This window comes from Comamonas odontotermitis (genome assembly GCF_014207855.1).
Lineage (GTDB): Bacteria > Pseudomonadota > Gammaproteobacteria > Burkholderiales > Burkholderiaceae_C > Comamonas > Comamonas odontotermitis_A.
Map to the genome: position 1 here is coordinate 1 of NZ_JACHKZ010000044.1, position 20,385 is coordinate 20,385.

8 protein-coding genes are annotated in these 20,385 nt (G+C 58.1%); all 8 read left to right on the forward strand.

Going from position 1 to position 20,385, the window contains the following annotated elements; translation table 11 throughout:
- The first annotated feature begins 255 nt into the window (after positions 1-255).
- A complete protein-coding gene (locus tag HNP33_RS19830; RefSeq protein ID WP_233464624.1) occupies positions 256-1,050 on the forward strand; it encodes a LuxR C-terminal-related transcriptional regulator in 795 nt (264 codons plus the stop codon).
- Between the two features lie 485 nt (positions 1,051-1,535).
- Positions 1,536-4,091 carry an AI-2E family transporter gene (locus tag HNP33_RS19835; protein WP_233464625.1) on the forward strand — a complete coding sequence of 852 codons (2,556 nt, stop codon included), beginning with the start codon at positions 1,536-1,538 and terminating at the stop codon, positions 4,089-4,091.
- 1,443 nt (positions 4,092-5,534) lie between these two features.
- On the forward strand, positions 5,535-6,503 hold the full coding sequence (locus HNP33_RS19840) for a hypothetical protein (protein WP_184711596.1): 969 nt from the start codon (positions 5,535-5,537) through the stop codon (positions 6,501-6,503).
- A 43-nt stretch (positions 6,504-6,546) separates the two neighbouring features.
- On the forward strand, positions 6,547-6,984 hold the full coding sequence (locus tag HNP33_RS19845; RefSeq protein ID WP_184711595.1) for a hypothetical protein: 438 nt from the start codon (positions 6,547-6,549) through the stop codon (positions 6,982-6,984).
- 1,182 nt (positions 6,985-8,166) lie between these two features.
- Positions 8,167-11,391: a beta strand repeat-containing protein gene (locus tag HNP33_RS19850; protein WP_233464626.1), complete on the forward strand. Its 3,225-nt coding sequence runs from the start codon at positions 8,167-8,169 to the stop codon at positions 11,389-11,391.
- 571 nt (positions 11,392-11,962) lie between these two features.
- The gene (locus HNP33_RS19855; RefSeq protein ID WP_184711593.1) at positions 11,963-18,586 is read left to right on the forward strand and encodes an IPTL-CTERM sorting domain-containing protein; all 6,624 of its coding nucleotides are present in this window, start codon (positions 11,963-11,965) and stop codon (positions 18,584-18,586) included.
- 590 nt (positions 18,587-19,176) lie between these two features.
- A complete protein-coding gene (gene queE / locus HNP33_RS19860; protein ID WP_184711592.1) occupies positions 19,177-19,812 on the forward strand; it encodes a 7-carboxy-7-deazaguanine synthase in 636 nt (211 codons plus the stop codon).
- On the forward strand, positions 19,812-20,186 hold the full coding sequence (locus tag HNP33_RS19865; protein WP_184711591.1) for a 6-carboxytetrahydropterin synthase: 375 nt from the start codon (positions 19,812-19,814) through the stop codon (positions 20,184-20,186). The genes queE and HNP33_RS19865 overlap by 1 nt, the downstream gene beginning before the upstream one ends.
- Positions 20,187-20,385: the final 199 nt, after the last annotated feature.

Consider the following 20,385-nt stretch of genomic DNA (forward strand, 5'->3'; position numbering starts at 1 on the left):
CCGAGCTGGGCACGCCCCAAACGGTGGCCGTGGCATAACTACGTCTGGGGTTTGGGGAGACTCAGTCTCAAACCGATTTATGCAACAAAGCCAATTGAGATTGACTTTGAATATTGATAGTATTCAAGTGTAAGTACTGCAATACATGAATCCCGCTCTCTCCACTTGCTCGCAGAACGCCTTTTGAAGGCGTGCGACTGTTTCCCGCGGTCTGGCCACGAGGCTGCCTGGCAAGCAGGAGAGAGGAGCAAAACGATGACCCAGATATACCCGGAGCCACTGGAGGGCGCAGAGGTTTTAACGCCGCATGATGACTACACGGACAACGGATTTGAAATGTTCAGCAATCCGCCATCCATGTGGCCATCCTTTCTGGTGGGGCAGCGCGACAAGCCAGTCCGCACCATCGTGATCGACGACGATATCCACTTTGTCAACGTCCTGCTGCAGGAATTGGCACTGGACGAGCGCATCCAGGTGGTTGGCCGCGCGCTCAACTTCAAGGATGGCAAGCGCCTGGTGCGTTCTGCCGATTTCGATGTGCTCATCATCGATCTGAATCTGACCGATCGCTCCGGCGACCAGTTGCTGGAACTGGCAACGGCCCAAAAGCCGGGCAGCCACGCCATCGTATGTACCGCGGCCGATCAGGAGCAACTTGTTCGCCAGGCGTTTGATCTGGGGGCGTCGGGGTATCTGCTCAAACACTCCTGGTTTGGCAACTATGCACAGTCCATTCTGCAGGTGGCCAATGGAGGGGCAGCCATCACACCGCATCTGGTCAAGCGCCTCCTGCGCCGGGCAGAACCCGCGCCCGACGCTGATCTGAGCATCGTGACCGTGCCCCGGGTGTCGGCAGAGCAACTCTCTTCCCGCGAACGGGAAGTGCTTCGCATGGTGGCCAATGGCAATACCAGCGCTCAGATTGCAGCACACCTGCAGATCAGCCACATGACGGTCAACACCCACATCCGCAACACCTACCGCAAGCTCCAGGTACGCTCGCGCGCCCAGGCGGTGCAAAGCGCCATGGTGCGCGGGTTGATCTAGCTGCGACGAATCGCAACATCTGCCAACACCTGTTGGAGCGGCCCTTTGGGGTCGCACACCATGCGATATAAGCGTTTTTTATAAGCATTGCGCACATGCAGCGGGTGCAAAACGCTGATCTTTTTTTATAGCAAACCAGATACTGCAATAGGCGCCGTTAACGCAACCCAGCAAATCGTAGATTTGCGGTTGATAGGAGGCGCCGGGCCGCGCCAGGCCGGGCCGCGCTGGGCGAAGCCGCAGGCAGTACAAACATACGACAAGGCTACGCGCTCCCGGCTGGGCTCACCCAGCTAGGCGCCCCCGGCTAGGCGCCCCCGGCTAGGCGCCCCCGGCTAGGCGCCCCCAACGATGCAACGGCGTATCAAGGGTGGTGTAAGCGGTTCTGAGCGGCGTTCACACAAGATCAGCAAGCGGATGACAGGCCTCGCGCCAAAAAGCCGTTGTAATGGCGGCAAAATGCCCAAGCCTCCATCCGCCTGACCATGCAGCCCTTCCGCCGTACCCTTCGCTCGCCATTGCAAGACCATGACCCCCAGCCCGGTGCGGGCGGCTTCGCGCCCCATGTTGCGCCAAAAGAGGGCGCTCCGGCCAAAGGGCTGCAGCAGCATCCATCCGCATTGAACAACGACGCCCTGGCGCCGCTGCTCTCCATCCTGCCCGGCTTGCGACTGATGGTGGGGCTGGTGATTGCCATGGTGGTCATCTTTGGCCTCTATGTGGGCCGCAACGTACTGCTGCCGCTGGCACTGGCTGCACTGCTTGGCTTTCTACTCGACCCCGCGGTCAGCCGCCTCAAGCGCTGGGGCCTGCCCCGACTGCTGTCGGTGGTTCTGGTGGTAATGGTGGCCGTTGGGGGGGTAGGCGCAGGGGCGTTGTATGTGGGCAGCCAGGCAACGGTGCTGAGCGCGGAGCTTCCCACTTACCAGAACACCATCCGGCAGAAGCTGCGCAACCTCAAAGACTACTTTAAGGGCCCCAGCGTGTTCGATGGCGCCTTCAAGGTCTTCAACACCGTCGAAACCGAAATCGCTCTGCCCGAATCGGGCAAGCCCAAGCCCGCGCGTGCCCAGAAGGTGGAAATCCAGGAGCCCGCCGCCAAACCCCTTCAGAAGGCCATGGACGTCTTCGCCAAGGTCGGAGAGCCCATTGCCACTGCGGGCATCGTCTTTCTGTTTGTCATCCTGATCCTGCTCGATCGCAGCGATCTGCAGGATAGGCTGCTGCGCCTCATGGGGCGCAACATGCACATGGCAACCGATGCGCTGGGCGAGGCGGCCACCCGCATCGGCCAGTACCTGCGCATGCAGCTTTTTGTCAACCTGAGTTACGGCATCCCCATGTGGCTGGGCCTGTGGGTCATCGGGGTGCCCGGTGCGGCCTTGTGGGGAGCGCTCGCAGCCGTCATGCGCTTTGTGCCCTACATTGGCCCCATGATCTCGGCGGTATTCCCCCTCACGCTGGCATTCGCCGTCGATCCGGGCTGGGATCTGTTCCTGTGGACGTTGGCCCTCATCCTTGTGCTGGAGCTCATCAGCAACAACATCATCGAGCCGTGGCTGTATGGCTCCAGCACAGGTCTGTCCACGCTCTCCATCATCCTGGCGGCCACGTTCTGGACTGCGCTGTGGGGGCCGGTGGGCCTGATCCTGTCCACGCCCCTGACCGTATGCCTGCTCGTGCTCGGGCGCTATATACCGGCACTGGGGTTCTTTGAAATACTCTTGGGCAGCGAATCGGTGTTCGATCCGCCGCAAAAGCTGTTCCAGCGCCTGCTGGGCGGAAATGTGGACGAAGCCGTGGATGTGGCAACCCGCCGTATCGACGAAGAACTGCCCGCCAAGCCCACCCAGCAGGACACCGCCCGCGCCTTGACGCGCTTCTACGATGGCGTTGCCATTCCGGCGCTCAAGCTTGCGGCGCACAACTACGTCAACCAATCAACGGCAGAACACCGCCTGCGTCTGTCCGTTGGCACGGCAGAACTGGTCGAAGAGCTGCGCGATCACTACCCGCCCGCCAAGCCCATGCAGACAGGCGCGCCTGGGACAGAAGAGGGCAAGGCAGGCCAGCAGGCAGACGCCGCACCATTGATCCTGTGCGTGGGCCTGCGCTGGGACATCGATGTGCAGGCCGCAGCCATGGCTGCCCATGCCCTGCAACTGTACGGTCTGCCAGCCGCCCACGACGCGGAAGCCTTGCCCGTCTTCCCCCGCGACACCGACCTGAATGCCTGGGCCGGGCTTCGCGCAGTGTGCATCTGCAGCTTTCACCCGCATCCGCAAACCAAGCTTCGCCAGCTGTGCAAACGCATCCGCCAACGCTGGCCTGAGCTGGGCATCGTGGTGGCGCTGTGGAACACCGAAACCCAGGTCTTGGACCCGGAGGCCATCCGCTCCATCCAGGCCGACTACGGCGTGCGCACCATTGATGAGCTCGCGCTCCGAATCCAGGTGGAGTCGGGCAATGAACAGCTGGTGCAGCAAGCCGTCAAACCCGAAATCCCGGCGGACGAAGCCAAGCGCCTCAAAGCGCTCAGCAAAAGCGGCGTGCTCCACGCTGCGCACCTGGAGCACTACCGCGAGGCCGCCATACAGGCCTGCAACGCCTTTCAGGTGCCGTGGGCCTATGTTGCCTGGGTCGACAAAGACTGGGTCTACATGCCCGGAGCCGTTTTTGACAGCGCAGACAACCAGCTCGCGCAATCTGGAATGGCGCGGGCCGACGCACTGGCCTCCTTTGTGATCGCCGACGGCGCCCCCCTGGTGATCGAAGACACGCAGCGCAACCCGCGCTTTGCCCGCAATCCGCATGTAGACAGCCTGGGTGTGCGCTTTTATGCCGCAGCGCCCCTGCGTTACAGGCGCGGCGCCGTGCTGGGCGCCCTGTGCATACTGGACCGCGTTCCGCGCGAAATGAGCGCCGATGACCTCAAGGTTCTCGAAAGCATGGCTGAAGACCTGATGAAATCGCTGGAAGACAGCCATGGCACACCAGCGTCTCTGCCAGTATCGGATCCCGCTCGCGGCAAAGCCAGCTAGCCTGAGCTGCAAGATCCGAGTTCGGCATTCCCAAACGCCTGCTGTGCTGGGCGCGCGGGCGCGGCGCGGGGTATGAAAAAGCGCTGCCATGGCCACCATGGGTTCTCCGAGTGCTTGCCTCAAAAGCGAACACAACACAGAAATCAAAGGTGCCAACTGCAGAGAGGATGCAGCAGGCCGCGTAGGGGAACATAAGGCGCACAAGGGCGCAGGGGCAGGGCCCTGCAGAGCGAATGTGCGACAAGGCCGTTGTCCCCACCTCAGCGACACCCAGCCAGGCCTTGTATCCAAGCCAAGAGGCCCAAGGCGTCGTGCACACTGCACCTATGGCACAGCACCACAGCCTGGCTGGTTTGCCCCTAAAAAACCGGCAAGGCATCTATCAATGACAGCTTGCAACCGAGGGCAGTGCCTTGCCGCCACTGCATTCATCACGGCAGGTATCCATGCAGCCGCTGCGCAGCTTTAGGCCTTATGGCAATACCGCCGCAAAGGCCACGAAGGCCGCAAACGGCATGTACAGGCCCCTTGTCAAACCCCATCTGCGTGATTGCCTGCCAAGGCGAGTCACCATGCCTTGAAGTTTTCCCTCATTCATTTCCCTACAAACCGCTGGAGCCACAGGCATGGCCTGTGCCAGCAAACGCCACTGCAGGGCCGTTGCAGGCTCTTTGCGGCGGCTGAGATGAGGGCGTCGGCCCGCCGCCGCGCAAGGCCGGGCCGCGCAGGCCATACAGCCATACAGCCATACGGCAAGACCTTGACGACCCGGCTAGGGCCAGGCGCTCCGAGTTAGGCGCCCCCAGCAAAGCAACGGCGAATCAGAGGGGGACGGCGGTGCTTCGCCGGCTGCAGCATGCCCCTGGTGCTGGTGGGCGAGCATATGCCCGGTGGCATATTTCAAAAAGCAATGAATATTCTATTAATTGATATTTATTGCTTATGCAATAGGGTTGAAAATCTATTGTTTTTAAAGAATAAGTATTTTTCGAGAAAAATTAGATTTCAATAGCCTAACTGGTCAAAAAGATAAAAGTTAACTTTGTCATCTATTGCTTGTGACTTGCGTCAACCCCCGGTCTCTGATCGTTGTTTTTAAGAATTTTCAAACAGAATTTTGCAATTGATAGTTCATCTCCAATCTGAATTATTAAACATAGAAATCAGCAGCCTTTTCTTCCTCCTTAGAAGAAAAGTAAATCTTTTTTGGAATATGAATTTGCAAATTCTTTGGTGAAAGTTTAAACGATAGATTTCTTAAATATAAATATCGCAGAAAAATCAGAAAAACTAAATTTTCTAGAAATTTATCCTGTGACAAAAACTGCAGATGTATAGCAGTATTCATACCTGTAAACCAAAGCAATTTTAGATGCCGACTATTAACCGACGATTCAATTCGAGAGTATTGCTATGGGTAGATTATCAAAGTCACTGAGATTCATGCTGTTCGGCATGCTTTTATTGGCAGGAGCCCAGCTGGCTCATGCTCAAAAAACACCCATACTGGCTACCAATACCAGCTTCGCTGGCCATCATCCAAAGCCATTTGATAGGAAGGTGGGTGTCAGCAACGTCCTGGCCGAATTAAAGGCCATGGTGAATGCATCTCCCTTTAAAGACGTTCTGCCGGCGCATTCAATGCTGATCAAGCACCAGGTTACCCATAGCCGGGCTGATTCTGTTCAGACTGGTGCGAGTGCCGCGAGCCATGGCTACGCCAGTAGCGCCAATGCAACAGCACCAGCGGCAGACACCATCCTCTTGCCTGCGCTCCACGTCACTACGAATGGCCACCGTGCCCCGCTAATACCAGAAGTTCACATCCCTTCCAATGCGAGCTGCCAGACTCTGGTAGCCCCATCATCCGTTACTAATAGTGTCAACTCTGGAGGCAATGGCACTGCTGCTGTATGCCAGAGCCGCGCACTGACCATAGCACCTCACTCCTGGGGTGGTGCCCTACCGAATCTGTCCAAGTCAACGGCTCCGCCATCCAGCACCGCACTTCCTCGTGGGATCGGTCATCGTTCTGGTAATAACTCATATCTATTAACAACCAGTACCGGCCCAGTTGCTGTTTCCTGTCACCATCAAACAACACGCAACCCCTTTGAAGGGCAGACCGCAGGGCCTGTGACGCCTTCCACCCGTGTGGGCTATGACTTACCTGCCGCCGCGTTGCTGGCTGTATCCAGCCGCGCCAACGGGAGCCCGGTTTTGAATGCCTTCCCGACCGCCACTGATACCAACAGGGTCTTTGCCTGTGCTTTTGGCATGAATGCCACCGCTATTGGTGGCAAGTCTTGTTTTGTTGAATGTGGCTCTTGCCCATTGAAGGCGTTATTGCAGACGCAATTGGTACACGCGCAACTAAATCCGAAGAATAAAAAATTATCTCTTCAAGTATGAAGAGAAGTGCAAGCCTTTTTAAAAATTTATTGAAAACCAAAATTTGAATACATCAACAGATCTCAGGGTGGGGGAATTTTCAAAAATGCTTACAGCTTCCAGAAACGAACTATTTTCCGACTTGTGCAACCACTCCAAGGAGCAGAGGCGTATAAAGATATTGGCAGAAATATCTTCGGCCGCATCGATTGAAGAGCGATTTTCGATACTCGTCATACTGCTGTATCCAAAAAATTATGGCAGGTACAAGGCCATTCAAAGAGATACAGGTATCAATGCCATTCATTGGAACCATGTGGTTTTCAATCGCCAGCGCCTCACTTCCGTGATGATTCAGGCCTTCGGAAAAAAATGGCCACAGCATGTCTGCTGGATGATAACGGGGGCTAACGAGGTAGAGGTAAGAAATAGCGCCCCCACATCGCTCATTGAAACTTATTTGGATGCATGCGAAAAACCTGTTTTGACGCGCTTTTTCTAATTACAAAAATAAATCGGATGGCATCTTGAAAAAAATTCCTAAAAATTGATTAATTATATCAATTTTCGCTTGCTAGATAGTTCATTAATTTAATTGCTTTTTGCAAATAAAGCATATTTAAAAGGGGGTAAATGAACTTATTAATTTATAAGAATGATCCCTAACCTGGATGTGCTTGATAGATGAAGGTGGCAATTATCTATATATGAAGGGTAATTTCATATGATAAATATATTAAGAAATGCAAATCGGCTGCTATGCGGTCTGTTTCTGGCGGCAGCTGCATTGCCTGGTCATTCTGCGATACGTGAACCCTTTACAGGTACCACGGCGCCCAACTGGACGCTTGGGCCCCAAACAAGTCTGACGGCTGCAACCGGGGTCGATCCTGTAGGCTCCGGCTGGCTGCGCTTGAACAATGCCGCGACCAGTCAGACAGGCAGTGCACTGCTGTCCTCTGGGGGGGGCAATTTTGCGCCTACGGATCCTATTCTCCTTGAGTTTGAATATGTCTCTTGGGGCGGCATCCTGGGGGCTGATGGTCTTAGCGTGTTCCTGTACGACGCCAATGCCACGCCAGGAAACATGGGGGGCGCATTTGACGGTGGTAGCTTGGGGTATTGCGGCGGCTCCGGCGCTTTTCTGGGTATTGGCCTTGACGAGTGGGGTAATTTCTCTGGTCCCGATCCAACACCGGGCGCAGGTGCAGCCTCCGATGGTTCTTGTAATTTCAGTGGTGGCCCACCAGCATCTTACACAGACAACATAGTGCTTCGGGGGCCCCAATCAAGCAATTATCCCTATATTGGTGGCATGCAATACGCTGGCGGTATTGATACGTCGGCGGTTCTTAACAGGCCTGAGCCCACAACGGTGCAAATGGTGCTCCAGCCAAAAACGGTGGGCACCGGTTATACCGTTACCCTGAAGATGACCCGGGCAGGGGTAACAACCACCGCGTTGAATGGTGTTGATTTTCCCTATATTGCGCCAGCGAGTTTGCGGCTTGGTTTTGGTTCCTCGACAGGGGCTTTTACCAATAACCACGAAGTTCGCAACGCGGTGTTTTCCATTGCTTCAGCGGTGGACGTAACAAAAATCGTGCAATCGGTAACGGGCTCCAATGCCATTTACCAGGTTACCTATAGAAATAACAGCACATATCCAATTCCTGCGGCGCAGATGACATTCAGCGACCCGCTGCCTGCAGGCATCAGCAGCGCAACGTGGACTTGCTCGGGCGCAGGGTGTTCCAATGCATCGGGCACTGGCGGCATTCAGCAATTGAATGCGATCTTTCCCTCTGGCTCCACGGTGGTTTATACGGTGAATGGCACTTTGGATGCGAGCCTGACCTGTGGGCAAACCCTCACAAATACAGCTTCATTCGCATTCGATCCAAATTCCCCGTATGAAGCCTCAACTCCCCAGTCTGCATCGGCGGACCTGGTCGTACCCTGTGGAACAGTGGATGTGACCAAGGCGATATCAGGTCCACAGTACAACGCGCCGACAACGTTCAATTTTGATGTGACCTGTACAAATCCTGCTCTCACGTACAGCAGCAGCATCACCGTACCTGCAAATACATCGACTGCACAAACGTCTGTCAATATTCGGGCCGGTTCAACCAACTGCCAGATCACTGAAGACCTGGCGTCGCGCCCAGCCGCACCCGCGCTGTATTCTTGGCAGGCACCCACCTACGTATTGCCGCCAGCAATCATCGTGGCATCGACGACCTCACAGGCGAGCATTACCAACCCATTGGTTCGCAACCAGGTCTCTCTTCCTATTACAGTGAATGTGACTGGAGCGCCTGCCACTGGAGCGCCCGGCGATTACAACTTCACATTGGTTTGCGACACCGGCACCTACACTGGCACGTTGACGGTACCTGCAAACGGAACCACGGCCTCCGGCTCGGTCAACGTACCGGAAGGCGCCAATTGCACATCGCTCACCACCACCGAGCCCACGGCGCCCAACAATTACAGCTGGGGCACAGAAACCACAACGCTCACGCCTGGCCCCATCACGCCCACGTCAACGGCAACCATCAGCGATCCGCTGAACCGAAACCAGGTTGCGCTTCCCATCACGCTGAATGTGACCGGAGCGCCCGCGACTGGGGCGCCGGGTAGTTACAACTTCACGTTGGTGTGCGACACCGGCACCTACACCGGCACCTTGACCGTGCCTGCAAACGGAACCACGGCCTCTGGCTCGGTCAACGTACCGGAAGGCGCCAATTGCACATCGCTCACCACCACCGAGCCCACGGCGCCCAACAATTACAGCTGGGGTACAGAAACCACAACGCTCACGCCCGGCCCCATCACGCCTACGTCAACGGCAACGATCAGCGATCCGCTGGACCGAAACCAGGTTGCGCTTCCCATCACGCTGAATGTGACCGGAGCGCCTGCCACTGGGGCACCCGGCAGCTACAACTTCACGTTGGTGTGTGACACCGGCACCTACACCGGCACCTTGACCGTGCCTGCGAACGGAACCACGGCCTCCGGCTCGGTCAACGTACCGGAAGGCGCCAATTGCACATCGCTCACCACCACCGAGCCCACAGCGCCCAACAATTACAGCTGGGGCACAGAAACCACAACGCTCACGCCCGGCCCCATCACGCCTACGTCAACGGCAACCATCAGCGATCCGCTGAACCGCAACCAGGTTGCGCTTCCCATCACGCTGAATGTGACCGGAGCGCCCGCGACTGGGGCACCCGGCAGCTACAACTTCACGTTGGTGTGTGACACCGGCACCTACACTGGCACCTTGACAGTGCCTGCAAACGGAACCACAGCCTCCGGCTCGGTCAACGTACCGGAAGGCGCCAATTGCACATCGCTCACCACCACCGAGCCCACGGCGCCCAACAATTACAACTGGGGTACAGAAACCACAACGCTCACGCCCGGTCCCATCACGCCCACGTCAACGGCAACCATCAGCGATCCGCTGAACCGCAACCAGGTTGCGCTTCCCATCACGCTGAATGTGACCGGAGCGCCCGCGACTGGGGCGCCGGGTAGTTACAACTTCACGTTGGTGTGCGACACCGGCACCTACACCGGCACCTTGACCGTGCCTGCAAACGGAACCACGGCCTCCGGCTCGGTCAACGTACCGGAAGGCGCCAATTGCACATCGCTCACCACCACCGAGCCCACGGCGCCCAACAATTACAGCTGGGGCACAGAAACCACAACGCTCACGCCCGGCCCCATCACGCCTACGTCAACGGCAACGATCAGCGATCCGCTGAACCGCAACCAGATCTCTGTTCCAGTGACCGTGACTGTGACCGGAGCGCCTGCGACTGGCGCGCCTGGCAGCTATCCGTTCACACTGGTGTGCGACGGAACTTCCTATACCGGCTCGGTGACCCTCACAGGGACCAGCACCACCGGCACGGGGACCGTCAATGTGCCTGAGGGAGCCAATTGCACCACGCTGACTGAAAACAGCAAGCCAACGGCGCCCACCAACTACACCTGGGGGCCTGAAACCGCAACCCCACCTGTGGGACCCATTGCCCCCGGTGCAACTGCCTCCATCACCAATCCGCTCACGCGCGGCCAGATTCCGGTCACCATTACCGTGAATGTGGCAGGGGCTCCTGCGGCCGGTGCACCTGGCAGCTATCCGTTCACACTGGTATGCGACACGGGTACCTATACCGGCTCGGTGACCCTCACCGGTACGGCGACTACGGGTTCCGCCACGGTCGATGTTCCCGAAGGCGCCAATTGCACGACGCTGACTGAAGGCAGCAAGCCAACAGCACCCACCAGCTACACCTGGGCCCCTGAAACGACCACGCCGCCTGCAGGCCCCATTGCAACCGGTTCAAGTGGCACGATCAATAACCAGTTGAATGCACCTTCATTGACGGTCAGCATTACGCCAGACAAGACGGTGGTGGTACCCGGTTCGTCGGTGACCTACGCCGTTAACGTCGGCAATGGCGGCCCGATCAATAGCGACCCGGACACCAAGATCGTTATCAGCGTGCCTGCAGGTGAGCAAGTCACCAGTGCCGTACCTGGCAATGGCTGGGTCTGCTCGCCAACCACGGGTACCGGTCCGTTTGATATCACTTGCGTAAAAGCAGCTGGCGTGCCCGCAGGGGCCGCTAACGAGCCTGTGGTGACACTGGTCGTCACCAAAACGACCACGGCAGCTATCACCAATACGGCCAAGGTGACCTCTGGCGATGCAGCCTGCGTCTCGACCCCGGCGGCTGCAAGGTGCGAAGCCAGTGCAACGGTAACAAGCGCCGCTCCACGTGAGCCTGCGCCCGTACCAGCCAACTCGCTTGCCATGCTGCTGTTGGCAGGGCTGGGCTTGATGGGCCTTGCCTTTGCACGAATCAAGCGTAGCTGACGCAATCGGAGCCGCTAACACAGCCTTGTAAATCAAAAATTGGCATTCAAAAGGGCACCTGGCGTATCAGGTGCCCTCAAGAGCAAAGATTGATATCGGGTTGTGTTGGCGGGTTTTTTATACCGTTCCAATGAAAATCATTTGATCGAGAAAATATTAATAAATTGAATTTAATTGAGTGAAATTAGATTAAATCCAACTTGATTCAATTAAATTTAATAAAAATGAAATGAATTTTCACGGATATAAAAATTATTCTTCATATCTATGGTGAAATTTGATGGCTTTTTTGCGCCCACTCTGCTTTAAGTAGATAGAATATTTTTGCCATATAAAAAATATGAGACATTCAACTCCGAGACTGCCAATTTCCAATCCAGGGGGAAATATGAGCGCATTCTTATATTATCTTCGGGGCCAGATGGTAATAAACAAAATCAAACGCAATCACGCATCTGGTGATCATTGGCAGCAAGCCGAGGAGGGGCGCTCCGGCGCGCTGGGTGCAAATCGCTGGGGCAGGGCGCTCCATCGTGCCTGGGTGGCGGGTCTGCTGCTGATCTTTCTGCTCATGGCTACGGCTGCACAGGCGGCCGTTACCGTGAACAAGGCATTCGCCCCCAGCACCATGAATGCCACTGGTACATCCACAATCACGGTAACCCTGGGCAATACCGGCACCAGCGCAGCAACAGGTGCAGCCTTTACCGATACCCTGCCCAGCGGCCTCACCGTCGCCTCGCCCAGCAATGCGGCCACCACCTGCGGCGGCACGGTCACGGCCACACCGGGTGGTACCAGCTTTGGCTTGTTGGGCGGCACCATTGGCGCCAGTGGTGGTTCCTGCACGGTCACCGTCTCCGTCACGGCCAGCGTCACCGGCAACTACACCAACACCATTCCGGTGGGCGGGCTTACCTCATCGCAAGGCTCCAATGGGGCGGCTACCTCGGCCACGCTGGCCGTCATCCCGAAGCAATCGCTCACGGGCAGTTGGGCCGGGCAATATACCAATGGGGGCGGTGGCTACCTGAAAGTAGGCAGCCCGGCATATACATTCACCGCCACGCTCAACAACCCCAACACATTTGCAACAACGAACACGGCCACCACCTTTACATTGCCAGCGCAACTTGGTTTTGCAACGCCCAACAACCTGAGCACCACCTGCGGAGGCACCTTAACCTTCTCGGCCACCTCGGGTACGCTGACGGGCGGCACCATTCCTGCCAATGGCAGCTGCACCATCCGTTTCGATGTCATCTTGCTGCCTACCAGTACCCCCCTGTGGGGAACGGTCAACGTCAGCGTCGCAGCCAACAACATCACCAACACGCAAGGGGTCACCAACCCTGCCGCTTTTTCAGGCGGGGTCGCGGTGGGCAATGCGTCGTCTATCAGCAAGTCTTTCGCCCCCAATCCAATCATCACGGGCACCACATCCACTTTGACGCTGGCCTTTAACTATATGAATATCGGCAGCGCATTGCCGATCAACCTGACCGATAACTTGCCTGCCGGCATGACGGTAGCGGTCGTCCCCAACATTGCCAACACCTGCGGCGGCTTGGTCACGGCGCTGCCCGGCACCGGTAGCGTACAGATTTCAGGAGCGTCGTTACCCGCAGTGGCGACTACTGCAACCACTTTTAACAGCTGCACGGTCAAGGTCGATGTAACCGCTGTCAATACGGGCACCTTGTGCACATCACCCAATGTGGTGCTGACCAACACGATTCCCGCAGGCAACTTCAGTGGCGTCAATTACAACGCGGCGTCGGCTGCGCTGACTGTAAGACCGGTAGCCGCGCAGGCACTGTGCGGGTCCAGCAAGAACATTTCCAACTATTCATTTACAGGCACACCATATGATGTAGCGGGCAGCGTGCAAACCGTTGCCATCGCATTGCGCAATCCTTTATTGGTGCCAGACGTTGTCACCAGCCTGACAGACAATCTGGCCACCATGGGCGCAGGCTTCACCGTGGCCGCCAACCCGGCAGCCACTACCACTTGTGCTGGTGGCGTCATTACTGCGGTACCGGGTGCCACAACGTTCTCCATGAACGGGGGGGTAATCCCTGCCTCCGACGGTACCACCTCTGGCGTCTGCACGCTGTCCGTGCGGATCAATGTGCCGCTATCTGCATCCGGATCGGTGACCAATACCATTCCCGTCGGCGGCATCGTGACTGCCAATGGCAGCAATCTCTCGGCAATTGGTGCAAGCGTCACCATTTTCACGCGATTGGCAATTGCCAAGTCATTCAGTCCGAATCAAGGCATTCCGGGGACGGTATCTACGTTGACGATTACCATTAACAACGGAGCGACATTCACTTCCGGGCCACCGGTGTTTCCCCTTACCAATATCACCGGCAGCGACACCTTGCCGGCCAACATGGTAGTGGCCACGCCACCGGCCCTGGCGACCACCTGCACGGGTGCAACCATATCGGCCCCAGCAGGAGGAAGCACGATCAATTTCTCCGGCGTCAACCTGAATCCAAACACCACTTGCACTGTCACCCTCAACGTACAGGTCTCGCCCACAGCGCCGATTGGTGCGATAACCAATACCATAGCGGCTAGATCGCTCACCACCGATCAGGGTGTTACAAATGGCTTCCGCCTCAATGGTTCAGGTCCTACCGGTGGCGGAGTCTCTGCAAGCTTTGGAGTGATCGGCACCACCGTCACCATCAACAAGACCTTCTCGCCCGCCAATGTGCCGGTCGGGACACCCAGCACGGTCAATATCCAGTTCTTCAACACCAATCCCAGCAACATCACCCTCACAGGCGCCGCGTTGACCGATGCCTTGCCCGCGGGCATGACGGTGGCCAACCCCGCCACCGCATCGTTTACCGGCTCAGGATGCGGGGGCGCATTCACCTTGGCGGCAACGCCGGGCGCATCGACTGTCACCTTGTCCGGCGCGCAGATCAACGCGGGGGCTACCTGTTCGCTCAAATTCAACGTGGTTGCCAGTGCTGCAGGCAATCTCACCAACACACTGGCGGCGGGCACTCTCACATCAGCGCAGGGCATCAGCAATTCACAGGCCACGGTGGCTACGCTGGCGGTCAGCGGCTCCGCAGACTTGGGCATCACCAAGACCGACAACCAGGCCACCATCAGCACCGGCGCCCCGTCAACCTACCAGGTCGTGGTCAGTAATACCGGCCCTCACAACGTGGCAGGCGCCTTGGTGCAAGACACTCCTCCAGCGGGCATGACTTTCAGCAACTGGACCTGCACGGCTACTGCGGGTGCATCGTGCGGCGCTGCATCTGGCTCCGGGGCGATCAGCGACACCATCAATATCAATGTGGGCAGCACCGTCACCTATACGGTCACAGCACAAATACCCATCAATTACAGCGGCGCCACCGTCACCAACACCGCAACCGTGGAGCAACCCGGCTCAGTGAGCGATGCCAACCAGGCCAACAACACCGCCAGTGACACGGATAACGTGGTATCGGGTGTGGTTTTCAATTTGACCAAGCTCAAAACCCCCAGCCCAACCACGTATACGCCCGGCACCACAGCCTCCTACATAGTGACCGCACAGAATACCGGGCCCGCCGATGCCACCCAGGTGAATCTTTTCGATACGCTGCCTGCCGGGGTTACCTTGACGGGCACACCTTCCTGCCTTGCTTCGGGCACGGCCAGCTGCGGCGCCATCACGGGCGCTGCAGGGCAGAACCAGTTCACGGTTGCCGGTGCCACCTTGCCGTCGGGCGGCAACGGCACGCTTACATACAGTTTGCCAGTCATGTTTGCCTCCAGCATGACGGCAAGCACCATCGTCAACACCGTCAGCGCCGTTGATGTGCCCAGCCAAGGCAATGCGACAGCCAGCACCCCCAATGCCTTGCTGCTGCCCAGTGCCGACATCTCTGTGGTCAAGACCGGCCCGGCCACCGTACTGGCTGGGGACGCCATCCAATACACCCTATTGGTCAGCAATGCAGGCCCCACAGACGCCAACGGCACCACCTTCAACGACGCGGTTCCGGCTTCGGTCACCGGCGTAGCTGCTACCTGCGGTAGCCCTACCGGCGGGGCGGTATGCCCTGCCAGCGTAACGGTTACGGGCAACACCGTCAGCGGCACAATGGCCAGCCTGCCAGCCAACAGCTCCGCAACGATCACGGTGACAGGAACGGTCTCCAGCAGCAATAGCGGTCCGATCACCAACACGGCCTCCGTAGCACTTCCTGCCAATATCACCGATCCGAGCAATGGCAACAACACAAGCACGGCCACAACAGCGGTTGCGTCCGTCATCAGCCTCACCAAAACGGCTGATGTCAACACCCTGATACCTGGCGGAACCGTCAATTACACCGTCATCGTCAAGAACCGTGGTTCGGCAACAGTCAGCAGTATTGCGGTGAGCGATCCGGTTGCCACCGGTATTACCGCCCAGAGCTGGACCTGTGTCACATCGGGCGGTGGCACCTGCACAGCCAGTGGAACCGGGGCCGTCACGGATACCATTGCCAGCTTGCCAGCTGGGGCAACCGCCACCTACACCATCACGGCCAACGTGAGCAATGCCCCACCGGCCTCGGTCACCAACACCGCCAGCAGCACACCAGGCGGGGGAGGGGTGTGCGCACCGGACAACACGCCAGCACCTTGCACGGCAGCCGTCACCTTGAGTTCGGCTCCCATCATCCAAGTGAGCAAGATCGCCAACACCACGGCTCTCGTGCCCGGTGGCACCGTGCAATACATCGTCAAGGTACGCAACAACGGATCCTCGGCAGCCAGTGATGTGCTCATCACCGACCCTGTGGCTGGCGGCATCACCAGCCAGAGCTGGAGCTGCGCGGCCAGCGGCGGCGCAGCCTGCCCGCAGGCAAGCGGCACGGCAGGCATCAACCAGACCATCGCCACCATGCCTTCTGGCGGCGAGGTGACCTACACCATCACCGCTGTCATCAGCAACACCCCGCCCACCAACGTGAGCAACACGGCTGTTGCCATGCCCAGCGAGAGCGGCACCGTCTGCGGCCCCACCAACACACCGGGCCCCTGCAGCGCCACGGCCAGCGTGCCGCCACTGCCCCAGGTCTCGGTGGTCAAGAGCGCCAATGCCACCACCGTGGTCGCTGGCGGCACCATCGTCTACACCATCGTGGTGAGCAACAGCGGTGTCATGCCTGCCAACAGTACGGCAGTGAGCGACCCCATCCCGGCAGGCATTGCCAGCCAGAGCTGGACCTGCGCGGCCAGTGGCGGCGCCAGTTGCACCGCCAGCGGTACGGGTGCAGTGAACGACACCCTTGTGAGCTTCCCTGCGGGCAGCTACGCCACCTACACCGTCACCGCCCAGGTGAGCGCTAATCCGCCAGCGACCATCGGCAACACGGTGGTTGCCACCCCCGCTGCGGGCACCCTGTGCACGCCGGGCAACACTGCCCCGCCTTGCAGCGCCTCGGCCGCTGTCTCGCCCGATCCGCAAATCTCGGTGGCCAAGAGCGTGGATGCACCCACCATCGCCCCAGGCGGCGTGGTGCACTACACCGTCTCGGTCACCAACAACGGATCGGTGGCCGCAGACGGCACCACCGTGAGCGACCCCATCCCCGCTGGCATCACCAGCCAGAGCTGGACTTGCGCAGCGCAAGCGGGCGCGACCTGCACGGCCAGCGGCACGGGTGCGATCAGCGACACGCTGGGTACTTTCCCGCCCGGCAGCTTTGTGACCTACACCGTCACGGCGACCGTGAGCAGCACGCCACCGGCATCCATTACCAATACGGCCAGCAGCACGCCGCCAGCGGGCACCTGCGCGCCAGGTAACACAGCGCCGCCTTGCCAGGCCACGGCCAGCAGCACGCCGCTGCCACAGGTGCAGATCACCAAGAGTGCGAGCACCAGCACGCTCATCCCCGGCGGCACCGTCACCTACACGGTGGTCGTGAGGAACACCAGCGCCGTGGCAGCGAACGGCACCACGGTGAGCGACCCAGTAGCTGCGGGCATCACGGCCCAGAGCTGGACTTGCGCAGCAGCGGGCGGGGCCAGCTGCACGGCCAGCGGCACGGGTGCGGTCACCGACACCCTGGCAGCCTTCCCGGCCGGGGCGACGGCCACCTACACCATCACGGCGAGCGTGAGCAATGCGCCTCCAGCGACCGTGACCAACACCGCCAGCAGCACGCCAGGCGGGGCAGGGGTGTGTGCACCGGCCAACACGGCGGCACCTTGCACGGCATCGGTGACCCTGGGCTCGGCCCCGATCATCGAGGTCACCAAGAGCGCCAACACCACGGCCTTGGTGCCCGGTGGCACCGTCATCTACACCGTCACCGTGCGCAACAGCGGCTCGGTAGCTGCCGATGGGACGACAGTGAGCGACGCGGTGCCTGTCGGTATCGCTTCGCAAAGCTGGGTTTGCTCTGCCACCGGTGGTGCTACCTGCACCGCCAGCGGCAATGGGACGGTCAGCGACACCATTGCAACCTTCCCTGTGGGCGCTGTTGTCACCTATACCGTGACGGCCACAGTGAGCAGCGCGCCTCCGGCCACCATCACCAATACGGCGAGTGTTACCCCATCCGGGGGAGGCGTGTGCGGGGTTGATATGAAGGCCGCGCAAGCGAAGGCTGCGTCAGTGATGGCACCACCATGCACGGCATCTGTCACCGGCAGCTCCACACCACAGCTGCAGATCAGCAAGACGGCAGACCTGCAGACGGTTGCCGTAGGTGGAACGATCGAGTACACGGTGACGGTGATCAATGGCGGAAGCGTGCCGGCAGACGGTACGGTGATCAGTGACCCGATCCCCGAGGGCATCGCCAGCCAGCTGTGGACCTGCAGAACCAGCGCAGGCGCAGTCTGCGCGGGCATTGGAAGCGGAGCCATCAGCGACACGATCACAAGCCTTCCTGTGGGTGGCTCGGTGGTCTACACGGTCACTGCAAAGGTGAGTTTCACAGCGCCCAAGGCGATCACCAATGTAGCGACCATCACGCCTCCAGCAGGTGGCAACTGCACGCCGTGCACTGCAAGCGCGGCTACGGCAGTGCAACAGAGCTCGACGCCAACGCCTGTGCCAGGCTTGAGTCAATGGGGCATGGGCTTGCTTGTGCTGTTGATGTCGCTGGTTTCTGGCATTGTGATGCGCCGGCAGTTCGCAAGGGCAGGCCAGGCGAACAAAGCAGCCTGATCGTTCGTTTTGCGTGTGCGGCCATTTGGCCGCACACGCATTTCGAGCAATCCATGCCCATCAAAGGTGGTGATGCCCGGGTCGGGTGTGCAAAGGTGTCTATGGCTGGGATAACCAGATACCCCAGGTCTGCAAGCGGCTGCTGCACATGGCGCGATATCTGCGGGGCTTTCATCACGGCCCTCATGTAAGCCAGCTGCGGCTTGCTGATCAATGCGCGTTAGGTGGGGCAGCAGCACGACCCTTGGCGGGCTTTGGTAGTGGCTTGGCTCACAGTGCCTCCCGTTCGTGCTTCTTGCAGGGCCGGACGTATCGGGAGTGGCGCTAGCAACGACTAATAAACCCAGGTGTGGCTGGTTCTTGCTTGACTTGCAGGACTTGCCCTGCCTGAACATGCGAAAATGGAAGGCTTTGTTGATTTCCTGCAGATGCGAGTGATGACCTATTTCAGGGTTCTTCAACAAAGAGAATTGAATCATTGGCAATCATGCAACTTGTACTGATTTACCTGTATTACGGAAAGCAATGAAGGTACTTTGCATATCGCATATGAAATATACAAAGACAGATTTTCGGCATAAGGTTACGGGATGAGCTACAGCGTCAAGGAGATTTTTTACACACTCCAAGGTGAAGGGGCAAATGCAGGCCGCCCTGCAGTTTTCTGCCGATTTGCTGGTTGTAATTTATGGAGTGGCCGAGAGGAAGACCGTTCGACTGCAGTATGCACCTTCTGTGATACGGATTTTGTCGGAACAGATGGGGAGGGTGGTGGAAAGTTTCGCTCTGCCCTTGACCTTGCCGCAGCCATTGAAGCGCAATGGCCCACGGAGAATATGGAGCGTCGCTTCGTGGTTCTCACGGGTGGAGAGCCTTTGCTGCAGGTGGACGCTGTCTTGATCGCCGCGTTGCACGCACGAGGCTTTTTTATCGCCATGGAGACGAATGGCACGCTCGTTCCGCCGGATGGTATCGACTGGTTATGCGTAAGCCCCAAGGCCAACTCGAAGCTTGCTGTACTTACGGGCCAGGAGCTGAAACTGGTCTATCCTCAACCAGGGGTTGATCCTGCGTCGTTTACCCATTTGGCGTTCGACAATTTTTATCTTCAGCCAATGGACAATTCTGACCAGCTTCAAAATACGTCTGCAGCGATTGACTATTGCCTGCAGCATCCTCGTTGGAATCTCAGCGTGCAAACTCATAAAGTAATAGGAATTCGATAATGTACGAACTGAGTCAGAAATTTTTCTTTGAGGCTGCCCACACCCTGCACCGCACCATAGATGCGGCAGGCAGCCGGCGTATACATGGGCATACCTATCAGGCCGAAATTACGCTGTTCGGAGCACCAACAGGTGATTCTGGCATGCTGCAAGACCTGGGATATATTCGCCAAAAGATCGAGCTGGTAAAAAACGAACTGGATCACCAATTCTTGGACGAAGTTCCTGACCTGGGACCAGCCACACTGGAAAATCTGTGCAAATATATATACACCCGCATGGCCGTACATTGCCCCAATTTGATTGCCGTTGCCGTTGAACGCCCTTCGAGCGGAGACAAATGTGTCTTGCGCAAGCAATATATGGCAGACTAACGTGTCGCAAATAATCTTTGGTATACGGCCTTATTGATTTGAAGGCAGGCAAGTGTATACGTAAAAACGCAGGCTATAAGCCTGCTTTTTTATTGTTATTTTTGAATGGCTTTGTTGCACAAATCCGGGCCGCAGCGGTAGTAGGCTCGGATGATGAGTGAGACGAACTGGGGTCGGCGCAAGTACCGCACCACAAACT